At 71.4% G+C, this 18,704-nt stretch carries 16 protein-coding genes; 7 read left to right on the plus strand and 9 right to left on the minus strand.

Features of this window, described 5'->3' with window-relative positions:
* Nucleotides 1-153 precede the first annotated feature (153 nt).
* From ACWC91_RS23645 to ACWC91_RS23660, 4 genes are read left to right on the plus strand one after another with little or no spacing between them, the layout of a single operon-like run.
* Nucleotides 154-1,785: a glycoside hydrolase family 13 protein gene (locus tag ACWC91_RS23645; RefSeq protein ID WP_450643882.1), complete on the plus strand. Its 1,632-nt coding sequence runs from the start codon at nt 154-156 to the stop codon at nt 1,783-1,785.
* 38 nt (nt 1,786-1,823) lie between these two features.
* A complete protein-coding gene (locus ACWC91_RS23650) occupies nt 1,824-3,164 on the plus strand; it encodes an ABC transporter substrate-binding protein (protein ID WP_281156275.1) in 1,341 nt (446 codons plus the stop codon).
* Between the two features lie 6 nt (nt 3,165-3,170).
* Nucleotides 3,171-4,541 (plus strand): ABC transporter permease, encoded by a 1,371-nt coding sequence (locus ACWC91_RS23655; RefSeq protein WP_281156274.1) that lies wholly within the window; start codon nt 3,171-3,173, stop codon nt 4,539-4,541.
* A complete protein-coding gene (locus tag ACWC91_RS23660) occupies nt 4,538-5,377 on the plus strand; it encodes a carbohydrate ABC transporter permease (protein WP_225074143.1) in 840 nt (279 codons plus the stop codon). The genes ACWC91_RS23655 and ACWC91_RS23660 overlap by 4 nt, the downstream gene beginning before the upstream one ends.
* 102 nt (nt 5,378-5,479) lie before the next feature.
* On the opposite strand, the gene pgl is transcribed toward ACWC91_RS23660, so the two are convergent.
* From pgl to tkt, 5 genes are read right to left on the minus strand one after another with little or no spacing between them, the layout of a single operon-like run.
* A complete protein-coding gene (gene pgl, locus ACWC91_RS23665) occupies nt 5,480-6,262 on the minus strand; it encodes a 6-phosphogluconolactonase (RefSeq protein ID WP_225074142.1) in 783 nt (260 codons plus the stop codon).
* The gene (gene opcA / locus ACWC91_RS23670) at nt 6,259-7,263 is read right to left on the minus strand and encodes a glucose-6-phosphate dehydrogenase assembly protein OpcA (protein ID WP_450643408.1); all 1,005 of its coding nucleotides are present in this window, start codon (nt 7,261-7,263) and stop codon (nt 6,259-6,261) included. The genes pgl and opcA overlap by 4 nt, the downstream gene beginning before the upstream one ends.
* Nucleotides 7,260-8,798, minus strand: coding sequence for a glucose-6-phosphate dehydrogenase (gene zwf / locus ACWC91_RS23675; protein ID WP_225074140.1), 1,539 nt, complete (start codon nt 8,796-8,798; stop codon nt 7,260-7,262). Before zwf ends, opcA begins: the two co-directional genes overlap by 4 nt.
* A gap of 5 nt (nt 8,799-8,803) precedes the next feature.
* Nucleotides 8,804-9,922 carry a transaldolase gene (tal, locus tag ACWC91_RS23680; protein ID WP_225074139.1) on the minus strand — a complete coding sequence of 373 codons (1,119 nt, stop codon included), beginning with the start codon at nt 9,920-9,922 and terminating at the stop codon, nt 8,804-8,806.
* Between the two features lie 34 nt (nt 9,923-9,956).
* Nucleotides 9,957-12,059 (minus strand): transketolase, encoded by a 2,103-nt coding sequence (tkt, locus tag ACWC91_RS23685; protein ID WP_225074138.1) that lies wholly within the window; start codon nt 12,057-12,059, stop codon nt 9,957-9,959.
* Between the two features lie 374 nt (nt 12,060-12,433).
* Between tkt and ACWC91_RS23690 the strand changes: the two genes are divergently transcribed.
* The 3 genes from ACWC91_RS23690 to ACWC91_RS23700 all read left to right on the plus strand — a co-directional run bounded on the left by ACWC91_RS23690 (nt 12,434) and on the right by ACWC91_RS23700 (nt 15,012).
* Nucleotides 12,434-13,387, plus strand: a complete 954-nt coding sequence (locus ACWC91_RS23690) for a heme o synthase (protein WP_225074137.1) — start codon at nt 12,434-12,436, stop codon at nt 13,385-13,387.
* Nucleotides 13,388-13,488: 101 nt separating this feature from the next.
* Nucleotides 13,489-13,821 (plus strand): hypothetical protein, encoded by a 333-nt coding sequence (locus tag ACWC91_RS23695; protein ID WP_141362038.1) that lies wholly within the window; start codon nt 13,489-13,491, stop codon nt 13,819-13,821.
* A gap of 90 nt (nt 13,822-13,911) precedes the next feature.
* Nucleotides 13,912-15,012: an amidohydrolase family protein gene (locus ACWC91_RS23700; RefSeq protein ID WP_281156273.1), complete on the plus strand. Its 1,101-nt coding sequence runs from the start codon at nt 13,912-13,914 to the stop codon at nt 15,010-15,012.
* A 60-nt stretch (nt 15,013-15,072) separates the two neighbouring features.
* On the opposite strand, the gene ACWC91_RS23705 is transcribed toward ACWC91_RS23700, so the two are convergent.
* The 4 genes from ACWC91_RS23705 to ACWC91_RS23720 are packed head-to-tail and all read right to left on the minus strand — an operon-like array spanning nt 15,073 to nt 18,669.
* On the minus strand, nt 15,073-16,080 hold the full coding sequence (locus ACWC91_RS23705; protein ID WP_376501672.1) for a COX15/CtaA family protein: 1,008 nt from the start codon (nt 16,078-16,080) through the stop codon (nt 15,073-15,075).
* Nucleotides 16,081-16,125: 45 nt separating this feature from the next.
* The gene (locus ACWC91_RS23710; RefSeq protein ID WP_225074459.1) at nt 16,126-16,842 is read right to left on the minus strand and encodes an ABC transporter permease; all 717 of its coding nucleotides are present in this window, start codon (nt 16,840-16,842) and stop codon (nt 16,126-16,128) included.
* Between the two features lie 59 nt (nt 16,843-16,901).
* Nucleotides 16,902-17,825, minus strand: coding sequence for an ABC transporter ATP-binding protein (locus tag ACWC91_RS23715; protein WP_281156271.1), 924 nt, complete (start codon nt 17,823-17,825; stop codon nt 16,902-16,904).
* Nucleotides 17,826-17,856: 31 nt separating this feature from the next.
* Nucleotides 17,857-18,669, minus strand: coding sequence for an aminoglycoside N(3)-acetyltransferase (locus ACWC91_RS23720; protein WP_376501674.1), 813 nt, complete (start codon nt 18,667-18,669; stop codon nt 17,857-17,859).
* Nucleotides 18,670-18,704: the final 35 nt, after the last annotated feature.

Raw genomic sequence — 18,704 nt, forward strand, 5'->3', positions numbered from 1 at the left:
GCCGCCATCACATCTACGGCCATCCCGTCCGGACAAGTCCGGACATGAGAAGTCAACTGCCCAGTAGCTTCTGTTTCGTTCGTTGACACCTTCGTGACACCGATACCTAACATGCATGCATAACGGCTGCCTTCACAGGAACAGGTCAATGGATTGAACAGGCATGGTTGGTGGCGCGACGCGGTGATCTACCAGGTCTACGTGCGCAGCTTCCTGGACAGCACCGGCGACGGCATCGGCGATCTGGCCGGGGTCCGGGCCGGGCTGCCGTATCTGAAGAAGCTCGGCGTCGACGGCATCTGGCTGAGTCCCTTCTACCCCTCCCCGCAGCACGACCACGGCTACGACGTGGCCGACTACTGCGGAGTCGATCAGCTCTTCGGCGACCTCGCCGAGTTCGACCTGCTGATGGCCACCGCCCATCGGCTCGGGATCAGGGTGCTCCTCGACATCGTCCCCAACCACTGCTCCAGCGAGCACCCGTGGTTCCGCGAGGCGCTCGCCGCCGAACCCGGCAGCGAGGCCCGTGCCCGCTTCCACTTCACCGACGGCCGCGGCCCGGACGGCGCCGAGCCGCCCAACAACTGGCACGCCATGTTCGGCGGCCCCGCCTGGACCCGGATCACCGAGGCGGACGGCCGCCCCGGCCAGTGGTACCTGCACATGTTCACGCCCGAGCAGCCCGACTGGAACTGGCGCAACCCCGAGATCCCCGCCGAGTTCGAGCGCGTCCTGCGCTTCTGGCTGGACCGGGGCGTGGACGGCTTCCGCATCGACGTCGCCGCCGGCCTGTTCAAGCACCCCGAACTGCCCGACTCCCCGGACCCGGAGGCCGACGCCCGCACCCGCGACTCGGTCAACCCGCTCGCCTGGAACCAGCCCGAGGTGCACGACGTGTGGCGGCACTGGCGCGCGGTGTGCGAGGAGTACACCGCCCGCGACGGCCGCGAACGCCTGCTGGTCGGCGAGGTGTCCGTGCCCAGCGCCCGCGAACACGCCATGTACGTCCGCCCGGACGAACTGCACCAGGCCTTCTTCTTCGACCTGCTCGGCGCCCCCTGGGACCCCGACGCCTTCCGCAAGGTCATCTCCGAGGCCATGCTGGACATCGCCGGCACCGGCTCCACGGTCACCTGGGTCCTCAACAACCACGACCAGGTCCGCACCGTCACCCGCTACGGCGAGGCCGCCGTGGAGGGCAGCGGACTCGGTGCCGCACGCGCCCGCGCCGCCGCGCTGCTGATGCTGGCGCTGCCCGGAGCCGCGTACGTCTACCAGGGCGAGGAACTCGGCCTGCCCGAGGTCGTCGACCTGCCCGACGACGTGCTCACCGACCCGATCTTCCGCCGCACCGGAAGCCGCGCCCGCGTACGCGACGGCTGCCGGGTGCCGCTGCCCTGGTCGGGGCAGGTCTCCCCGTTCGGCTTCACCTCCGGGACCCAGAGCGCCAAGCCCTGGCTGCCGCAGCCCTCGTACTTCGCCGAGCACGTCACCGAACGCGCCCTCGCCGACACCCGCTCCTTCTGGCACCTGTACCGCGACGGCCTGCAACTGCGCTCCGCACTGCCCCAGTTGGGGGAGGGCTCGCTGCGCTGGCTGGACACCCCGCCGGACGTCCTCGCCTTCGTCCGCGGCGACGGCCTGGTCTGCGCCGTCAACTTCGGTACCTCGCCCACGACCGCGCCGGTCCCCGGCACCCCGCTGCTGGCCAGCGGCGACTGCCCGCCCGGAGTGCTCGCCGGGTCCACCGCCGCCTGGTGGATCACCGAAGGCACCGACCTCTGAACCTCGTCAATTCCCCACCTTCCGAAGGGACATCAACGATGATGCGACGACGTACCACCCTGCTCACCGGCTGCACCGCCCTCGTCCTCGCCCTCGGCGCCACCGCCTGCGGCAGCGACGACCCCGTCTCCGCGGGCGGCGGCGACAAGACGCTCGACGGCCAGACGGTCACCGTGGCCGGCGTCTGGTCCGGCAGCGAGCAGAAGAACTTCCAGAAGGTGCTGGACGCGTTCTCCGCGAAGACCGGCGCCAAGACCCAGTTCATGTCGACCGGCGACAACGTCTCCACCGTCGTCGGCAGCAAGATCGAGGGCGGCAACGCCCCCGACGTCGTGATGGTCCCGCAGGTCGGCGTGCTCCAGCAGTTCGCCAAGAAGGGCTGGCTGGAGCCGCTGTCCGACACCACCCAGAAGTCGGTGGACGCCAACTTCGCGCCGGTGTGGAAGAAGTACGGCAGCGTCGACGACACCCTGTACGGCCTGTACTTCAAGGCAGCCCACAAGTCGACCGTCTGGTACAGCCCCGACGCGCTCGACCAGGCCGGCGTCAAGCCGCCGGCGACGTACGACGAGATGCTCAAGGCCGGGCACACCCTCTCCGACTCCGGGCTCGCCGCCTTCGCGGTCGCCGGACAGGACGGCTGGACCCTGACCGACTGGTTCGAGAACATCTACCTCTCCCAGGCCGGCCCCGAGAAGTACGACGCCCTCGCCGCGCACCAGCTGAAGTGGAGCGACGACAGCGTGGTCAAGGCGCTCACCACGCTCGGCAAGCTGTTCAAGGACAAGCAGCTGATCGCGGGCGGCCAGAAGGGCGCCCTCAACACCGACTTCCCGGGCTCGGTGGAGAAGGTCTTCGGACCCAAGCCCGAGGCCGGCATGGTCTACGAGGGCGACTTCGTCGCGGGTGTCGCCCACGACCAGTTCGACCGGACCATCGGCAAGGACGCGGACTTCTTCCCGTTCCCGCCGGTCGACGGCGGCAACGCGCCGGTCGTCAGCGGCGGCGACGCGGCCGCCGTCCTCAAGGACGGCAAGAACGCCAAGGCCGGCATGAAGCTCCTCGAGTACCTGGCCACCCCGGAGGCCGCGGCCGTCTGGGCCAAGGCCGGCGGCTTCCTGTCCCCGAACAAGAACCTCGACCTCGCCTCGTACGGCGACGACGTCACCCGCGCCACCGCCAAGTCCCTGGTCGCGGCGGGCGACTCCGACGCGGTCCGCTTCGACATGTCCGACCAGGCCCCGGCGTCCTTCGGCGGCACCAGCGGCGTGGGCGAGTGGAAGCTGCTCCAGGACTTCCTGCGCGACCCGTCCGACCCGAAGGGCACCGCGGCGAAGCTGGAGGCCGCGGCGGCCAAGGCGTACAAGAACCAGGGCTGACGCGCCATGACCGCCACCACGCTCGCGAAGGAGAAGGGAGCGGGCCCCCCGACGCCCGCCGCGCGCGCCGAACGTGCTCGGCGCGCGCGGCGGCGGGGGCGGGTCGTCGCGCTGCTGTTCGTCTTCCCCGCACTGCTGCTGCTCGGCGCGCTCGTCGTCTACCCGGTGCTGTTCTCCGTCGGCCGGAGCTTCTTCGACGCCTCCGGCACCCGGTTCGTCGGCGGGGACAACTACACCGAGATGTTCCGCGACCCGGCGACGCTGAAGGCCGTCCGGAACACCACGATCTGGGTCGTCGTCGCCCCGGCGCTGCTCACCGGGCTCGGACTCATCCTCGCCGTGCTGGTGGAGAAGGTCCGCTGGGCGACGGCGTTCAAGCTGCTGCTGTTCATGCCGATGGCCGTGTCCTTCCTGGCCGCCGGCATCATCTTCCGGCTCGCCTACGACGAGGACCCGGACAAGGGCGTCCTCAACGCCGCCGTGGTCTCCGTGCACGACGCCTTCAAGGGATCCCCGTCCTACCCGAGCGCACGCGCCCGTGAGGGATTCGGGCTGACCCAGGGCCGGGACGGCTCGTACCTCACCGACGCGGGCCTCTCGCCCGGCGCCACGGTGACCCTGCCGATGGTCGGCGTGCTGCCCAAGGACCTGCCCGGCGACGCCTCGCCCGCCCGCCCGGTGGAGGGCGGGAAGGCCGCCGGGGACGAACTGCGCGGAGTCGTCTACCTGGACTTCGCGCCCGGCGGAGGCGGCACCCAGGGCAAGGTCGACCGCGGCGAGAGCGGCCTGCCCGGCATGAAGGTCGAGGCGGTGCGCGACGGCCGGACGGTCGCGACCACCACCACGGGCTCCGACGGCTCCTTCCGCTTCACGGGCCTGACGGCGGGCTCGTACGAGGTGAAGCTGCCGCAGGCCAACTTCGCGCAGCCCTACCAGGGCGTCTCCTGGCTCGGCCCGACGCTCGTCACCCCGATGATCATCGGTGCCTACCTGTGGATCTGGACCGGGTTCGCGATGGTGCTGATCGGCGCCGGACTGTCCGCGCTGCCGCGCGACGCGCTGGAGGCTGCGCGCATCGACGGGGCCAACGAGTGGCAGATCTTCCGCCGGATCACCGTGCCGCTGCTCGCCCCCGTCCTCACCGTCGTCTTCGTCACCCTCGTGATCAACGTGATGAAGGTCTTCGACCTCGTCTACATCATCGCGCCCGGCCCGGTGCAGCAGGACGCCACCGTGCTGGCGACCCAGATGTGGCTGGTGTCCTTCGGCGGTGGCAACAACCAGGGCCTCGGCAGTGCGCTCGGCGTGCTCCTGCTGCTCCTGGTGATCCCGGCGATGGTGTTCAACGTCCGCCGCTTCCGAAGGAGTCAGCGATGAACGCGGTCAGGCGGGGCCTGGGCAACGGGCTGGTCCAGGCCGTCCTCGTGGTGATCGGCCTGGTCTGGATGACCCCGCTCGCGGGACTCTTCCTGTCGTCGCTGCGCTCGGCCCAGGACACCGCGAAGGGCGGCTGGTGGACGGCGCTGGCCAGCCCCGGGCAGCTGTCCTTCGACAACTACTCGGCACTGCTGAAGAACTCGGGCATCACCAAGGCCTTCTGGAACACGGTGCTGATCTCGGTGCCCACGACGGTCCTGGTCGTCGTCATCGCGGCGCTGGCCGGATACGCCTTCGCCTGGCTGGACTTCCCGGCCCGTGAGCCGCTGTTCCTGCTGGTGGTGGCGATGCTGGTGGTGCCGGTGCAGATCGGTCTGCTGCCCGTCGCCAAACTCTTCGGCCAGCTCGGCCTGTTCGGCACGATCCCCGGTGTGGTCCTGTTCCACGTGGCCTACGGACTGCCGTTCGCGGTGTTCCTGCTGCGGAACTACTTCGCCGAGATGCCGAAGGAGATGCTGGAGGCGGCCCGCATGGACGGGGGCAGCGAGTGGCGGATCTTCACCCGGCTGGTGCTGCCGGTGGGGCGGCCCGCGATCGCGAGCCTCGCCATCTTCCAGTTCCTGTGGGTGTGGAACGACATGCTGGTGGCGCTGCTGTTCGCCGACACCTCCTCGCAGCCGCTGACGGTGGCACTCCAGTCGCAGATCCGGCAGTTCGGCAGCAACATCGATGTGCTGGCGCCGGGGGCGTTCCTGTCGCTGGTCGTGCCGGTGGTCGTGTTCTTCGCCTTCCAGCGGCACTTCGTGCAGGGGGTGATGGCTGGGTCGGTGAAGTGACGCCGACCCCTGGTCCGGCCCGAACGGCCTCCTCCCCGAACGCCGGACGGGCCGGAAGAAGGTGCGGCGGCGGTGTTCCTCACCGCCGCCGCACCTTGCCGTTCACGCCGAGGCCGGTGGATACAGCGACCGCGGCAGCTGTGAGGCCGCCGCCGTGTCCAGGAGCCACAGGGTGCGGGCGCGGCCCTGGGCGCCGGCTGCCGGAGCCTGGATCTCACCCGCGCCCGAGAGGGCCATCGCCACCGCGTTGGCCTTGTCCTCGCCGGCCGCCAGCAGCCACACCTCGCGGGCCGAGCGGATGGCGGGCAGGGTGAGGGAGACGCGGGTGGGCGGCGGCTTGGGGGAGCCGTGCACGCCGATCACCGTACGCTCCGTCTCGCGCACCCCCGGGTGCTCCGGGAAGAGGGACGCGACATGGGTGTCCGGGCCGACGCCCAGCATCAGGACGTCGAACGACGGGACCGCGCCGTGGTTCTCGGGGCCGGCCGCGCGGGCCAGCTCCTCGGCGTAGGCCTCCGCCGCCGCCTCGACGTCCGCGCCGTAGGGACCGTCCGACGCCGGCATGGCGTGCACGCGCTCGGGGTCCAGCGGCACGGAGTCCAGCAGGGCCTCGCGGGCCTGCGTGACATTGCGTTCCGGGTCGCCCTCCGGCAGGAACCGCTCGTCGCCCCACCACAGGTCCAGCCGGCCCCAGTCGATCGCGTCGCGGGCGGGCGCGGCCGCCAGCGCGGCCAGCACCCCGTTGCCGTTGCGGCCGCCGGTGAGGACCACGGACGCCGAGCCCGTCGAGGCCTGCGCGTCCACGATCCGGGTGATCAGCCGGGCCGCGGCGGCCTGCGCCATCAGCTCCTTGTCGTGGTGGACGACCAGTTGCGGAGTGCTCACTCGGCGGCCTCCTCCTGGGGGACGGGCACCGCGACCGGCTCCTTCGCGGACGCCTTCGAACCGCCGGACGCCCTGACGCCGTCCAGCCGGTCCACGCCGAACCGCAGCGCGGACGCGTACGTGTCGTCCGGGTCCAGCCGCCGGAGTTCCTCCGCGATCAGCTCGGCGGTCTCCCGCCGCTTCAGTGCCACCGCCCGCTCCGGCTGCCCCTGGATGGACAGGGTCGCCAGCCTGCCGTCGGCCCGGTCCAGGGCGATCGGGCCGCAGCTGGTGTCCATGCGGACCGCGGTCAGACCGGGACCCGCGGACTGCGAGCGCTTGACCGGGACGTCCAGCCGGTCCGCGAGCCACATCGCCAGCAGCTCGCAGCTCGGGTTGAACTCCTCGCCCTCCACCTCCACGGCCCTGACCTCGCAGGTGACCTGATCGAGGGCGGCGGCCAGCATCGAGCGCCACGGAGTGATCCGGGTCCAGGACAGGTCCGTGTCGCCGGGCGTGTACGCCTCGGCCCGCGCGGAGAGCTCCCGCACCGGCTGCTCGGCGGCGTACGTGTCGGTGACCCGGCGCTGCGCCAGGGCGCCCAGCGGGTCCTTGGCCGGTTCGAGCGGGGCGTTCACCGGCCACCAGACGACGACCGGCGCGTCGGGGAGCAGCAGCGGCAGCACCACCGACTGGGCGTGGTCGGCCACCTCGCCGTGCAGACGCAGCACCACCGTCTCGCCGGTGCCGGCGTCCGCGCCCACCCGCACCTCGGCGTCGAGCCGCGAGGATGTGCGGTCGCGCAGGGTGCGGGCGAGCCGCTTGATGACCACCAGCAGGCGCGAGGGATGCTCCCGCGAGGCGTCTCCGGCGGCCTTCAGCGCGTCGTAGGCGTTCTCCTCGTCGGTGACGATGACCAGCGTGAGCACCATGCCCACGGCCGGGGTGCCGATCGCCCGCCGGGCCCGCACCAGCGCCTTGTTGATCTTGCTGGCCGTGGTGTCGGTCAGGTCTATCTTCATGGCCGGCGCCAGCTCCGTCCGTCTCGTGCGAGCATCTCGTCCGCCTCGGCGGGGCCCCACGTCCCGGACGGGTATTGCGCGGGCCTGCCGTGCTTGTCCCAGTACGTCTCGATCGGGTCGAGGATCCGCCAGGACAGCTCGACCTCCTCGGTGCGCGGGAAGAGGTTGGAGTCGCCGAGCAGCACGTCCAGGATCAGGCGTTCGTACGCCTCCGGGCTGGACTCCGTGAAGGACTCGCCGTAGGCGAAGTCCATCGACACGTCCCGGATCTCCATCGACGTGCCGGGCACCTTGGAGCCGAAGCGGACCGTGACACCCTCGTCCGGCTGGACGCGGATGACGATGGCGTTCTGCCCGAGTTCCTCGGTGGCCGAGGTGTCGAAGGGGGAGTGCGGCGCCCGCTGGAAGACGACCGCGATCTCGGTGACCCGGCGGCCCAGGCGCTTGCCGGTGCGCAGATAGAAGGGGACGCCCGCCCAGCGGCGGTTGTCGATCTCCAGCTTGACGGCCGCGAACGTGTCGGTCTTCGACTTCTTGTCGATGCCCTCTTCCTCGAGGTAGCCGATGACCTTCTCGCCGCCCTGCCAGCCCGCCGCGTACTGCCCGCGCACGGTCGACTTGCCCAGGTCCGTGGGCAGCTTCACCGCGCCGAGCACCTTGGTCTTCTCCGCGGCCAGCGCGTCCGCGTCGAAGGAGGCGGGCTCCTCCATCGCGGTCAGGGCCAGGAGTTGCAGCAGGTGGTTCTGGATGACGTCGCGGGCGGCGCCGATGCCGTCGTAGTAGCCGGCCCGGCCGCCGATGCCGATGTCCTCGGCCATGGTGATCTGCACATGGTCCACGAAGGACCGGTTCCAGATCGGCTCGAACATCGTGTTGGCGAAGCGCAGGGCCAGGATGTTCTGGACGGTCTCCTTGCCCAGGTAGTGGTCGATGCGGAAGACCTGGTCCGGGGCGAAGACCTCGTGCACGATCGCGTTGAGCTCCTCGGCCGACCTCAGGTCGTGGCCGAAGGGCTTCTCGATGACCGCGCGCCGCCACGAGCCGTGGCTCTGGTCGGCCAGCTGGTGCTTCTTCAGCTGCTGGATGACCACCGGGAAGGACTTCGGCGGCACCGACAGGTAGAAGGCGAAGTTGCCGCCCGTGCCCTGTGCCTTGTCCAGTTCCTCGATCGTGCCGCGCAGCCGCTCGAACGCGTCGTCGTCGTCGAAGGTGCCCTGCACGAAGCGCATCCCCTGGATGAGCTGCTGCCAGACCTCCTCCCGGAACGGCGTGCGCGCGTGCTCCTTGACGGCGTCGTGCACGACCTGGGCGAAGTCCTCGTGCTCCCAGTCGCGGCGGGCGAAGCCGACGAGCGAGAAGCCCGGCGGCAGCAGACCCCGGTTGGCGAGGTCGTACACCGCGGGCATGAGCTTCTTGCGCGACAGGTCACCCGTGACACCGAAGATGACCAGGCCCGACGGCCCCGCGATACGCGGGAGCCGTCGGTCGGCGGGGTCACGGAGCGGGTTCGCTCCGGTGACGGAAAGGGGAGCCAAGGTTCTCAGCCCTCCGCGGGAGCGAGGCGCTCCAACTCCGCCTCGGTGGACTTGAGCAGGTCGTTCCAGGACGACTCGAACTTCTCGACGCCCTCGTCCTCCAGGACCTGGACCACGTCGTCGTACGAGATCCCGATCCCCTCCAGCGCGTCGATGTCCGCGCGGGCCTGCTCGTAGGTGCCGGTGACCGCGTCGCCGCGGATCGCGCCGTGCTCCTCGGTGGCCTCCAGTGTGGCCTCGGGCATGGTGTTCACCGTGTTCGGCGCCACCAGCTCCTCGACGTACATGGTGTCCTTGTACGCCTTGTCCTTCACCCCGGTGGACGCCCACAGCGGACGCTGCTTGTTGGCGCCCTGCCGCTCCAGCGCGCTCCACCGGTCGGAGGCGAAGACCTCCTCGTACGCCTCGTAGGCCAGACGCGCGTTGGCCACGCCCGCCTTGCCGCGCAGCGCCTTGGCCTCGGCGGTGCCGAGCTCGTCGATCCGCCGGTCGATCTCGGTGTCCACGCGGGACACGAAGAAGGACGCCACCGAGTGGATCTTCGACAGGTCCAGGCCGCGCTCCCGGGCCTTCTCCAGGCCGCTCAGGTACGCGTCCATCACCGCGCGGTAGCGCTCCAGCGAGAAGATCAGGGTGACGTTGACGCTGATGCCGTTGCCGATGGTCTCGGTGATCGCCGGCAGGCCCGCCCTGGTGGCCGGGATCTTGATGAGCGTGTTGGGCCGGTCGACCAGCCAGGCCAGCTGGCGGGCCTCGGCGACCGTCGCCCTGGTGTTGTGCGCCAGGCGGGGGTCCACCTCGATGGACACCCGGCCGTCCTTGCCGCCGGTGGCGTCGAAGACGGGGCGCATGATGTCGGCGGCGTCCCGGACGTCCGCCGTGGTGATCATGCGGATGGCCTCTTCCACCGTGACCCGGCGGGCGGCCAGGTCGGAGACCTGCTGTTCGTAGCCGTCCCCCTGCGAGATCGCCTTCTGGAAGATCGTCGGGTTGGTGGTGACGCCCACGACGTGCTGCTGGTCGATCAGCTCGGCGAGGTTGCCGGACGTGATCCGCTTGCGCGACAGGTCGTCCAGCCAGATCGCGACGCCTTCGTCGGAAAGGCGCTTCAGTGCGTCTGTCATGGAAATTACATCTCCTACGGGTCGTATATGAGCGTCAGCGCTGGGCGGCGGCGATGGATTCCCGGGCCTTGTCGGCCACGTTCTCCGCGGTGAAGCCGAACTCGCGGAAGAGCACCTTGGCGTCGGCCGAAGCACCGAAGTGCTCGAGGGAAACGATGCGGCCGGCGTCTCCCACGTACTTGTGCCAGGTCAGACCGATACCTGCCTCGACCGCGACGCGTGCCCGCACGGCCGGGGGCAGCACGCTGTCCCGGTACCCCTGGTCCTGCTCCTCGAACCACTCCACGGACGGCATGGACACCACCCGGGTGGGGATGCCCTCGGCCTGGAGCCGCTCGCGGGCCTCCACGGCCACGTGCACCTCGGAGCCGGTGGCGATCAGGACGACCTGTGCCGCGGTGTTCTGCCCTTCCGGCCCCTCGGCCTCGAACATCACGTAACCGCCGCGCGCGGCGTCGTCGTTGGGCTCGTACGTCGGCACGCCCTGGCGGGTCAGCGCCAGACCGTGCGGGGTGCCCTTGCCGAACTCCTTGGTCCAGCGGCGCAGGATCTCGCGCCAGGCGATCGCGGTCTCGTTGGCGTCGGCCGGGCGGACGATGCTCAGGCCCGGGATGGCGCGCAGCGAGGCCAGGTGCTCGACCGGCTGGTGGGTGGGGCCGTCCTCGCCCAGGCCGACGGAGTCGTGCGTCCAGACGTACGTCACCGGCAGGTGCATCAGGGACGACAGGCGCACCGCGTTGCGCATGTAGTCGGAGAAGACCAGGAAGGTGCCGCCGTAGACGCGGGTGTTGCCGTGCAGCGTGATGCCGTTCATCGCCGCGGCCATCGCGTGCTCGCGGATGCCGAAGTGGATGGTGCGCCCGTACGGGTTCGCCTCCGGCAGCGGGTTGCCCTCGGGCAGGAACGACGAGGTCTTGTCGATGGTGGTGTTGTTCGAGCCGGCCAGGTCCGCCGAGCCGCCCCACAGCTCCGGGATCACGTCGCCGAGCGCCTGGAGCACCTTGCCGGACGCGGCACGCGTGGCCAGGCCCTTGCCCGCCTCGAACACCGGGATCTTCTCGTCCCAGCCGGCGGGCAGTTCGCCCGCGGCGATCCGGTCGAACTCGGCGGCCCGCTCGGGGTTGGCCTCGCGCCAGACCTGGAGCGACTTCTCCCACTCGGCCTTGGCCCGGCGGCCCCGCTCCAGGGCGGCGCGGGTGTGGTTCAGCACCTCGTCGGAGACCTCGAAGTGCTGCTCGGGGTCGAAGCCGAGGACGCGCTTGGTGGCAGCGACCTCCTCCTCGCCCAGGGCAGAGCCGTGCGCGGCCTCGGTGTTCTGCGCGTGCGGGGCCGGCCAGGCGATGATCGAGCGCATCGCGATGAAGGACGGCCGGTCGGTGACGGCCTTGGCCGCCTCGACGGCCGCGTGGATCGCCTGCGGGTCGAGGTCGCCGTCCTCCTTGGCCTCCACGCGCTGCACGTGCCAGCCGTAGGCCTCGTACCGCTTGACGGTGTCCTCGGAGACGGCCGTCTCGGTGTCGCCCTCGATCGAGATGTGGTTGTCGTCCCACAGCAGGATCAGGTTGCCGAGCTTCTGGTGGCCGGCCAGCGAGGACGCCTCGGCGGAGATGCCCTCCTGGAGGCAGCCGTCACCGGCGACGCAGAAGACGAAGTGGTCGAACGGGGACGCGCCGGTGGGGGCCTCCGGGTCGAACAGGCCGCGCTCGTAGCGGGCGGCCATCGCCATGCCCACCGCGTTGGCGACTCCCTGGCCGAGCGGGCCGGTCGTGGTCTCCACGCCCGCCGTGTGCCCGTACTCCGGGTGGCCGGGCGTCTTCGAGCCCCAGGTGCGGAAGGACTTCAGGTCGTCCAGCTCCAGCCCGAAACCGGCCAGGTACAGCTGGGTGTAGAGGGTCAGGGAGGAGTGGCCGGCGGACAGCACGAAGCGGTCGCGCCCCACCCACTGCGGATCGGCCGGGTCGTGCCGCATCACCTTCTGGAAGAGGGTGTAGGCGGCGGGAGCCAGACTCATCGCCGTACCGGGATGGCCGTTGCCGACCTTCTGTACGGCGTCGGCGGCCAGGACGCGCGCGGTGTCCACGGCACGCTGGTCCAACTCGGTCCACTCGAGGTCTGTGGTGGTCGGCTTGGTGCTCACCCTGGGTCAGGGCTCCTCTCCACATGTCGGATGCCGGCGTACGGGGGGACCGCGCACCGGTTGCCGGCGTTCTCGGCGTCGGCCGGACGTTGTCGAGCCTATCCCGTCAGAACGTGCGTTTTTCCGCGTCGTTCCAGAGTGGCGGGACTCTCCGGGATCCGCCTCCCCGCTGGTCGGAATCGCATTCGGCACATGAATACGGGGCTGCTCATCCGATCGCTCAATCGAGCCGGATCGTGCCCGTCCGGAGGGCCTCGCCAACACGACCCGACCCCCGCGAATGTCCGGGTCTGGGCAACGTCTACAGTGGCGTGGTACGCGCGAGTCCTTACCGTCGGTTCACACGGGCGGCTCGCTGGGAGTCTCTGTCAGGGGTGTGCGTGACGGCCGTCGAATCCCGTCCAGCGGGGGTACTCGGTGCGAGCCAGAGCCCGAGCCACCGGCCGTTCGGGGCCCGTGTCAAGGCGTTCGTGGCGCTGACCAAGCCGCGGATCATCGAGCTGCTGCTGATCACCACCGTTCCGGTGATGTTCCTGGCCCAGCGGGGCGTGCCCGACCTGGGGCTGGTCCTGCTCACCTGTGTCGGCGGCTATCTGTCCGCGGGCGGCGCCAACGCGCTGAACATGTACATCGACCGCGACATCGACGCGCTCATGGACCGCACCTCCCAGCGCCCGCTGGTCACCGGCATGGTCAGCCCGCGCGAGTGCCTGGCCTTCGGCATCACGCTGGCGGTCGTCTCCACGCTGCTGTTCGGCCTCACCGTCAACTGGCTGTCCGCGTGGCTGTCGCTCGGAGCGCTCCTCTTCTACGTCGTCGTCTACACGATGATCCTCAAGCGCCGTACCTCGCAGAACATCGTGTGGGGCGGCATCGCCGGCTGCATGCCGGTGCTGATCGGCTGGTCCTCGGTCACCAACTCGATGTCCTGGGCGCCCGTCATCCTCTTCCTCGTCATGTTCTTCTGGACGCCGCCGCACTACTGGCCGCTGTCCATGAAGGTGCGGGAGGACTACGCGCGCGTGGGCGTGCCGATGCTGCCGGTCATCGCGTCCAACAAGGTGGTCGCCCGCCAGATCGTGCTCTACAGCTGGGTGATGGTGGCGGTCTCGCTGCTGCTGACCCCGCTCGGCTACACCGGCTGGTTCTACACGGCGGTGGCGCTGGCGGCGGGCGGCTGGTGGCTGTGGGAGGCGCACGCGCTGCAGAACCGGGCCAAGGCCGAGGCGACCGGCACGAAGCTGAAGGAGATGCGCCTGTTCCACTGGTCCATCACCTATGTGTCGCTGCTGTTCGTGGCGGTGGCGGTGGATCCGTTCCTGCGCTGACCTGCGTACGGGGCGTAGCGGTTTCCCTCGGGCGGGGTGCGTGGTCAAGGCCACGCACCCCGCCCGTCGCCGTTCGGTCTACTCGTGGGTAGCATCTGGCCATGGCAGACACGCAGCAGGTTGACCCCAAGGCCGAGCGCAGGGCCGCCCGCCTCGCCCGGCGGATCGGCTCCTTCTCCAAGGCCCACGGAGGCGCCGAGGGACAGGTCGCGTACCTCGGGGAGCGCGGCGCCAGGATCGTCCTGGTGGGCGAGGACGGCACCTGGGGCGACCTCGTGGCCCCGACGTACGCCATCGCCGAGCAGGCGGTGGAGAAGGCCGGGATCACCGTCCACGAGGCGTTCGACGGCGAGTTCGCGGCCAAGGTGCGGACGGGCCCGTACGAGTGGAGCCGCATGGCGGGCCTTCAGCTGGGCGGCCCGTCCAACGGCTGACCGGATCCGGGCGGCGGTCAGCAACACCTGACGGCCGGTTCACCCGTTAGGGCCTGACGGAGGCAGCGGGCCCAGCGTCGGGAGAACCGGATGATCGAAACGCCGTCCCTCGTGGATCAGCACTGCCACGGAGTCCTGAGAACGGAGCTGGGCCTCGGCACCTTCGAGGCCCGGCTGGCCCGTACGGAGGGCCCGCCCGCGCCGGGCACCACGCTCTTCGACACCCAGACCGGTTTCGCCCTGCGCCGCTGGTGCCCGCCGCTGCTCGGCCTGGAGCCGCACTGCCCGCCCGCGCGCTATCTCGCGCGGCGCCGGGAACTCGGGGTGCTGGAGGCCGGCCGCCGCCTGCTGCGCGGCAGCGGCATCACCACCTACCTCGTCGACACGGGGCTGCGGGGCGACCTGACCGGGCCCGGCGAGATGGCGGCCGCGGGCGACGCGGCCGCACACGAGATCGTGCGCCTGGAACCGCTGGCCGAGCAGGTCGCCGACACCTCCGGCACCGTCGAATCGTTCCTCACCAACCTCGCCGAGGCGGTGCACGGTGCCGCCGCGCACGCCGTCGCCTTCACCTCCGTGGCCGGCGTACGGCACGGGCCGGCGCTCGCGGCGGAGCCGCCCGGCCCGGGGGAGGTGCGGGGCGCCGCGGGCCGCTGGCTGGCCGGGCGGCGGGTCGGCGGGGAACTGAGCGACCCGGTGCTGCTGCGGCACCTGCTGTGGATCGCGGTGGCCTCCGGGCGGCCGCTCCAGCTGCACGCGGGGCTCGGCGGGCCGGGCTCAGCCGGTACGGATCCGCTGCCGCTGACGGACTTCGTCCGGGCGACGGCGGGCCTGGGCACCGATCTCGTCCTGCTGTGCGGCCATCCGTACCACCGCCACGCCGCCCGCCTCGCCGGCCTCTTCCCGCACGTCTACGCCGACTCGGGCGCCGCGCTGGTCCGTACCGGCGCCCGCGCCGCGGCGGTCCTCGCGGAGATCCTGGAGCTGGCCCCGTTCGGCAAGGTCCTCTTCTCCAGCGGGGCACAGGGGCTGCCCGAGTTGCATGTGCTGGGCGCACACCTGTTCAGGGAGTCCCTGGAGCGGGTGCTCGGGGGGTGGGTCGCCGAGGGCGCCTGGTGCCGCGCCGACGCTCAGCGCGTGGCGACGATGGTCGCGGCGGAGAACGCCATGCGCGTGTACGGACTGGGGTGAGCCCCCGGTTGGACCCCGGGGCCCCGGCTTCAGGCCCGGTTGGACCCCGGCGCCCCGGTCTCAGGCCTTCGCCAGCGTCGCCTCGGTGGCGGGACCCGGCAGGTCGGCCACCGCCTCCGGCCGCTCGCGCAGCGACAGCAGCACACGCAGCACCCAGATCCACATGACGCAGGAGCCCAGCATGTGCAGGCCGACCAGGACCTCGGGCAGGTGCGTGAAGGACTGGACGTAGCCGATGGCGCCCTGGCCCAGCAGGATCAGGAACAGTTCGCGGGTCCGCGCCAGCGGGCCCCGCGGCGCGTCGACGGCCTTGAGGATGAACCACAGGGCGAACGTCAGCGTGACCACGATCCACGCCAGCACGGCGTGCAGCTTGGCGACCGTCTGCCAGTCGATCGGGATACGGGAGACCTCCTGGGAGTCGCCCGCGTGCGGCCCGGCGCCCGTGACCACCGTGCCCACCGCGATCAGCAGCACGCTCGCGAGGACCAGGAATCCCACCAGCTGCCGGATCGGCTTGCCGACCAGTGGGCGCGGCTCGGCGTCACCCTCGCGGGTGCGCTGCCACATCACCGCGGCGACCGCGATCAGCGCCGAGGAGAGCAGGAAGTGCGCCGCGACGGTGTACGGGTTCAGGCCGACGAGGACGACGATGCCGCCGAGCACCGCGTTGCCCATGACCACCCAGAACTGTGCCCAGCCCAGCCGGGTGAGGCCGCGCCGCCACGGCTTCTGGGCGCGCGCGGCGACGATCGCCCAGCCGACGGCGGCGCACAGCACGTACGTCAGCATCCGGTTGCCGAACTCGATCACGCCGTGCACACCCATCTCGCGGGTGGTGGTCAGCGAGTCGTCCGTGCAGGTGGGCCAGGTCGGGCAGCCGAGGCCCGAGCCGGTCAGGCGGACGGCGCCGCCGGTGACGACGATGACCACCGCCATCACCAGCGCGGAGAGGGCCGCCCGCTGGACGGTCCTCGGATGCGGGGTCCAGCGTTCGGCGATGAAGGCGAGCGGGTTGCGCACGGCGGACACGGCGTCGGCGCGGGTCAGGTTTGGCACGCGATCCATCGTAGGCGTCCGCTTGTGCACCGTTTCACGAGGGTCCATCGCGCCCTACTCCCAGCGGAAGAACTTCCCGGCGGCCGCGAGCCCCGCCACCGCCCAGACGGCGAGGACGGCCAGGTTGCCCCAGGGCATCCCGGCGCCGTGCTGGAGCACGTCCCGGAGCCCGCCGGAGAGCGCCGAGATGGGCAGCAGGCCGAGCACGTCCTGGGCGACGGGCGGGAACTTGTCCAGCGGGACGATCACCCCGCCGCCGACCAGCAGCAGCAGGAAGACCAGGTTGGCGGCGGCCAGGGTCGCCTCGGCCTTCAGCGTTCCCGCCATCAGCAGGCCCAGCCCGGAGAAGGCGGCCGTGCCGAGGACCATCAGCAGGAGCACGGCGAACGGGTTGCCGTGCGGCGACCAGCCGAGCGCGAACGCGATCACGGTCAGCAGCACGACCTGGAGCACCTCGGTGACCAGCACCGACACCGTCTTGGCGGTCATCAGCCCCCAGCGCGGCAGTGGCGAGGCGGCCAGCCGCTTCAGCACGCCGTAGCGCCGCTCGAAGCCGGTCGCGATGGCCTGCCCGGTGAACGCGGTCGACATCACGGCGAGCGCGAGGACGCCGGGGGTGAGGAAGTCCACGGCCCTGCCGGCGCCGGTGTCGACGATGTCCACGGAGCTGAACAGCACCAGCAGCAGCGTGGGGATGACGACGGTGAGCAGCAGCTGCTCGCCGTTGCGCAGCAGCATCCTCGTCTCCAGCGCCGCCTGCGCCGCGATCATGCGGGTCAGCGGGGCCGCGCCGGGCTTCGGGGCGTACGTACCGGTGGCGGTGGCGGTGGTCACGAGCGCAGCTCCTTGCCGGTCAGCTCCAAAAAGACATCCTCCAGGGTGTGCCGCTCGACGGAGATGCGGTCCGGCATCACGCCGTGCTGGGCGCACCAGGACGTCACCGTCGCGAGCAGCTGCGGGTCGACCTTGCCGACGACGCGGTAGGAACCCGGGGTCAGCTCGGCTGCCGAGGAGTCGGTGGGCAGTGCCTTGAGGAGGGAGGCGACGTCGAGTCCCGGGCGGCCGGTGAAGCGCAGGGTGTTCTCGGCGCCGCCGCGGCACAGCTCCTCCGGGGAGCCCTGGGCGATGACCCGGCCGGCGTCGATGATCGCGACGTCGTCGGCGAGCCGCTCGGCCTCGTCCATGTGATGCGTGGTGAGGATCACCGAGACGCCGTCGGCGCGCAGGTCGCGCACCAGGTCCCAGGTGGCCCGGCGGGCCTGCGGGTCGAGTCCGGCGGTCGGCTCGTCGAGGAAGACCAGCTCGGGCCGGCCGACGACGGCCATGGCGAGCGCGAGCCGCTGCTGCTGGCCGCCGGACAGCCGGCGGTACGAGGTCCGCCCGCAGCCGCCGAGCCCCAGCCGTTCCATGAGGGCGTCGATGTCCAGCGGGTGGGCGTGCAGCCTGGCGACGTGCCGCAGCATCTCGTCGGCCCGGGCGCCGGAGTACACGCCACCCGACTGGAGCATCACGCCGATACGGGGTCTGAGCCGCGCGGACTGTCCCACGGGGTCGAGGCCCAGGACGCGTACCGTGCCGGAATCCGGCCGCCGGTACCCCTCGCAGGTCTCGATCGTCGTCGTCTTGCCCGCGCCGTTGGGGCCGAGCACGGCGGTCACGCCCGCCCGGGCCACCAGGTCGAGGCCGTCCACCGCGGTCTTCGTGCCGTACCGCTTCACCAAGGCCTGGACCTGGACCACGGGCTCACTTCGCATGGGGCCAAAGTCTAGGGACGCGCCGGACGGCTCAGGCGGCCGGGTGAGGGAAGTCATCCTCCCGGGGCCGGTGCACCGCGAGCCACCGCTCCGCGTACGCCACCGCGTCCGCCACGGGGAACAGCCGCGACCGGGCGGCGCCCACCGTCCCGCGGACCACCGGCCGGTCGCGCTCGAAGTCGTGCCCGAGTTCGTCGAACCGCTCGGAGGTGATGGACACGTCGGTGACGACCTCCCAGCCGTGCGGCCCGGGCCGGCCCTCCCGGGCGAGCGGTCCGGGGATGCGGTACTCGGCCAGGTGGAAGCTGGTGCAGGAACCGTATCCGGCGCCCAGCAGCAGCACCCGGGCCCCGAGCGCCTCCAGGCGGGCGAGCGGGCTGCGCTCGCCGAACCGGCAGTCGGTGGCGTGCCCGTCGACGATCGCTGCGGCGCGCGGGCCGATCGCCGCGAACGAGGCGTCCGGGTGCGCGCTGCGCAGGGCGCCCGGCCAGGTGCGCACGGTCTCCGGTATCACTCCGACCCCGAAGGAGGGGCTGACGCGGGGGTCGTAGGCGGGCATCGTGGCCCGGATGGTGTCCCACCACTCCTCGGGCACCGGGGGTCTGCTCCAGCGCGCCGGGTCGGAGAGGTCGCCGCAGTGGGTGGGGACCACGAGCGTGCCGTCGGGACCGAGCGCGTCGAGCAGTCCCCGGACGACCGCGACCTGGCCGCCGCAGACCCAGCCGAGCGAGCTGAGGGAGGAGTGGACGAGCAGGGTCTCGCCGGGGCGTACGCCGAGGTCGCGCAGTCCTTCGGCGATCGTGTCCCGGGTGACGAGCGGGCCGGTCGGCGTCGGTGTGGGCATGGTCGGGGAGTCTGGCGCATCGCCCCGGAGGGTGC

It is taken from the genome of Streptomyces sp. NPDC001204 (assembly GCF_053598035.1).

What these genes read in the sequence shown, in the direction of transcription:
- ACWC91_RS23695 (WP_141362038.1), top strand. Translation starts at nt 13,489, where the DNA reads ATGGCAGACACGCAGCAGGTTGACCCCAAGGCCGAGCGCAGGGCCGCC.
- ACWC91_RS23720 (WP_376501674.1), bottom strand. Translation starts at nt 18,669, where the DNA reads ATGCCCACACCGACGCCGACCGGCCCGCTCGTCACCCGGGACACGATC.
- ACWC91_RS23700 (WP_281156273.1), top strand. Translation starts at nt 13,912, where the DNA reads ATGATCGAAACGCCGTCCCTCGTGGATCAGCACTGCCACGGAGTCCTG.
- ACWC91_RS23650 (WP_281156275.1), top strand. Translation starts at nt 1,824, where the DNA reads ATGATGCGACGACGTACCACCCTGCTCACCGGCTGCACCGCCCTCGTC.
- ACWC91_RS23710 (WP_225074459.1), bottom strand. Translation starts at nt 16,842, where the DNA reads ATGATCGCGGCGCAGGCGGCGCTGGAGACGAGGATGCTGCTGCGCAAC.
- ACWC91_RS23655 (WP_281156274.1), top strand. Translation starts at nt 3,171, where the DNA reads ATGACCGCCACCACGCTCGCGAAGGAGAAGGGAGCGGGCCCCCCGACG.
- ACWC91_RS23715 (WP_281156271.1), bottom strand. Translation starts at nt 17,825, where the DNA reads ATGCGAAGTGAGCCCGTGGTCCAGGTCCAGGCCTTGGTGAAGCGGTAC.
- tal (WP_225074139.1), bottom strand. Translation starts at nt 9,922, where the DNA reads ATGACAGACGCACTGAAGCGCCTTTCCGACGAAGGCGTCGCGATCTGG.
- opcA (WP_450643408.1), bottom strand. Translation starts at nt 7,263, where the DNA reads ATGAAGATAGACCTGACCGACACCACGGCCAGCAAGATCAACAAGGCG.
- ACWC91_RS23705 (WP_376501672.1), bottom strand. Translation starts at nt 16,080, where the DNA reads ATGGATCGCGTGCCAAACCTGACCCGCGCCGACGCCGTGTCCGCCGTG.
- ACWC91_RS23660 (WP_225074143.1), top strand. Translation starts at nt 4,538, where the DNA reads ATGAACGCGGTCAGGCGGGGCCTGGGCAACGGGCTGGTCCAGGCCGTC.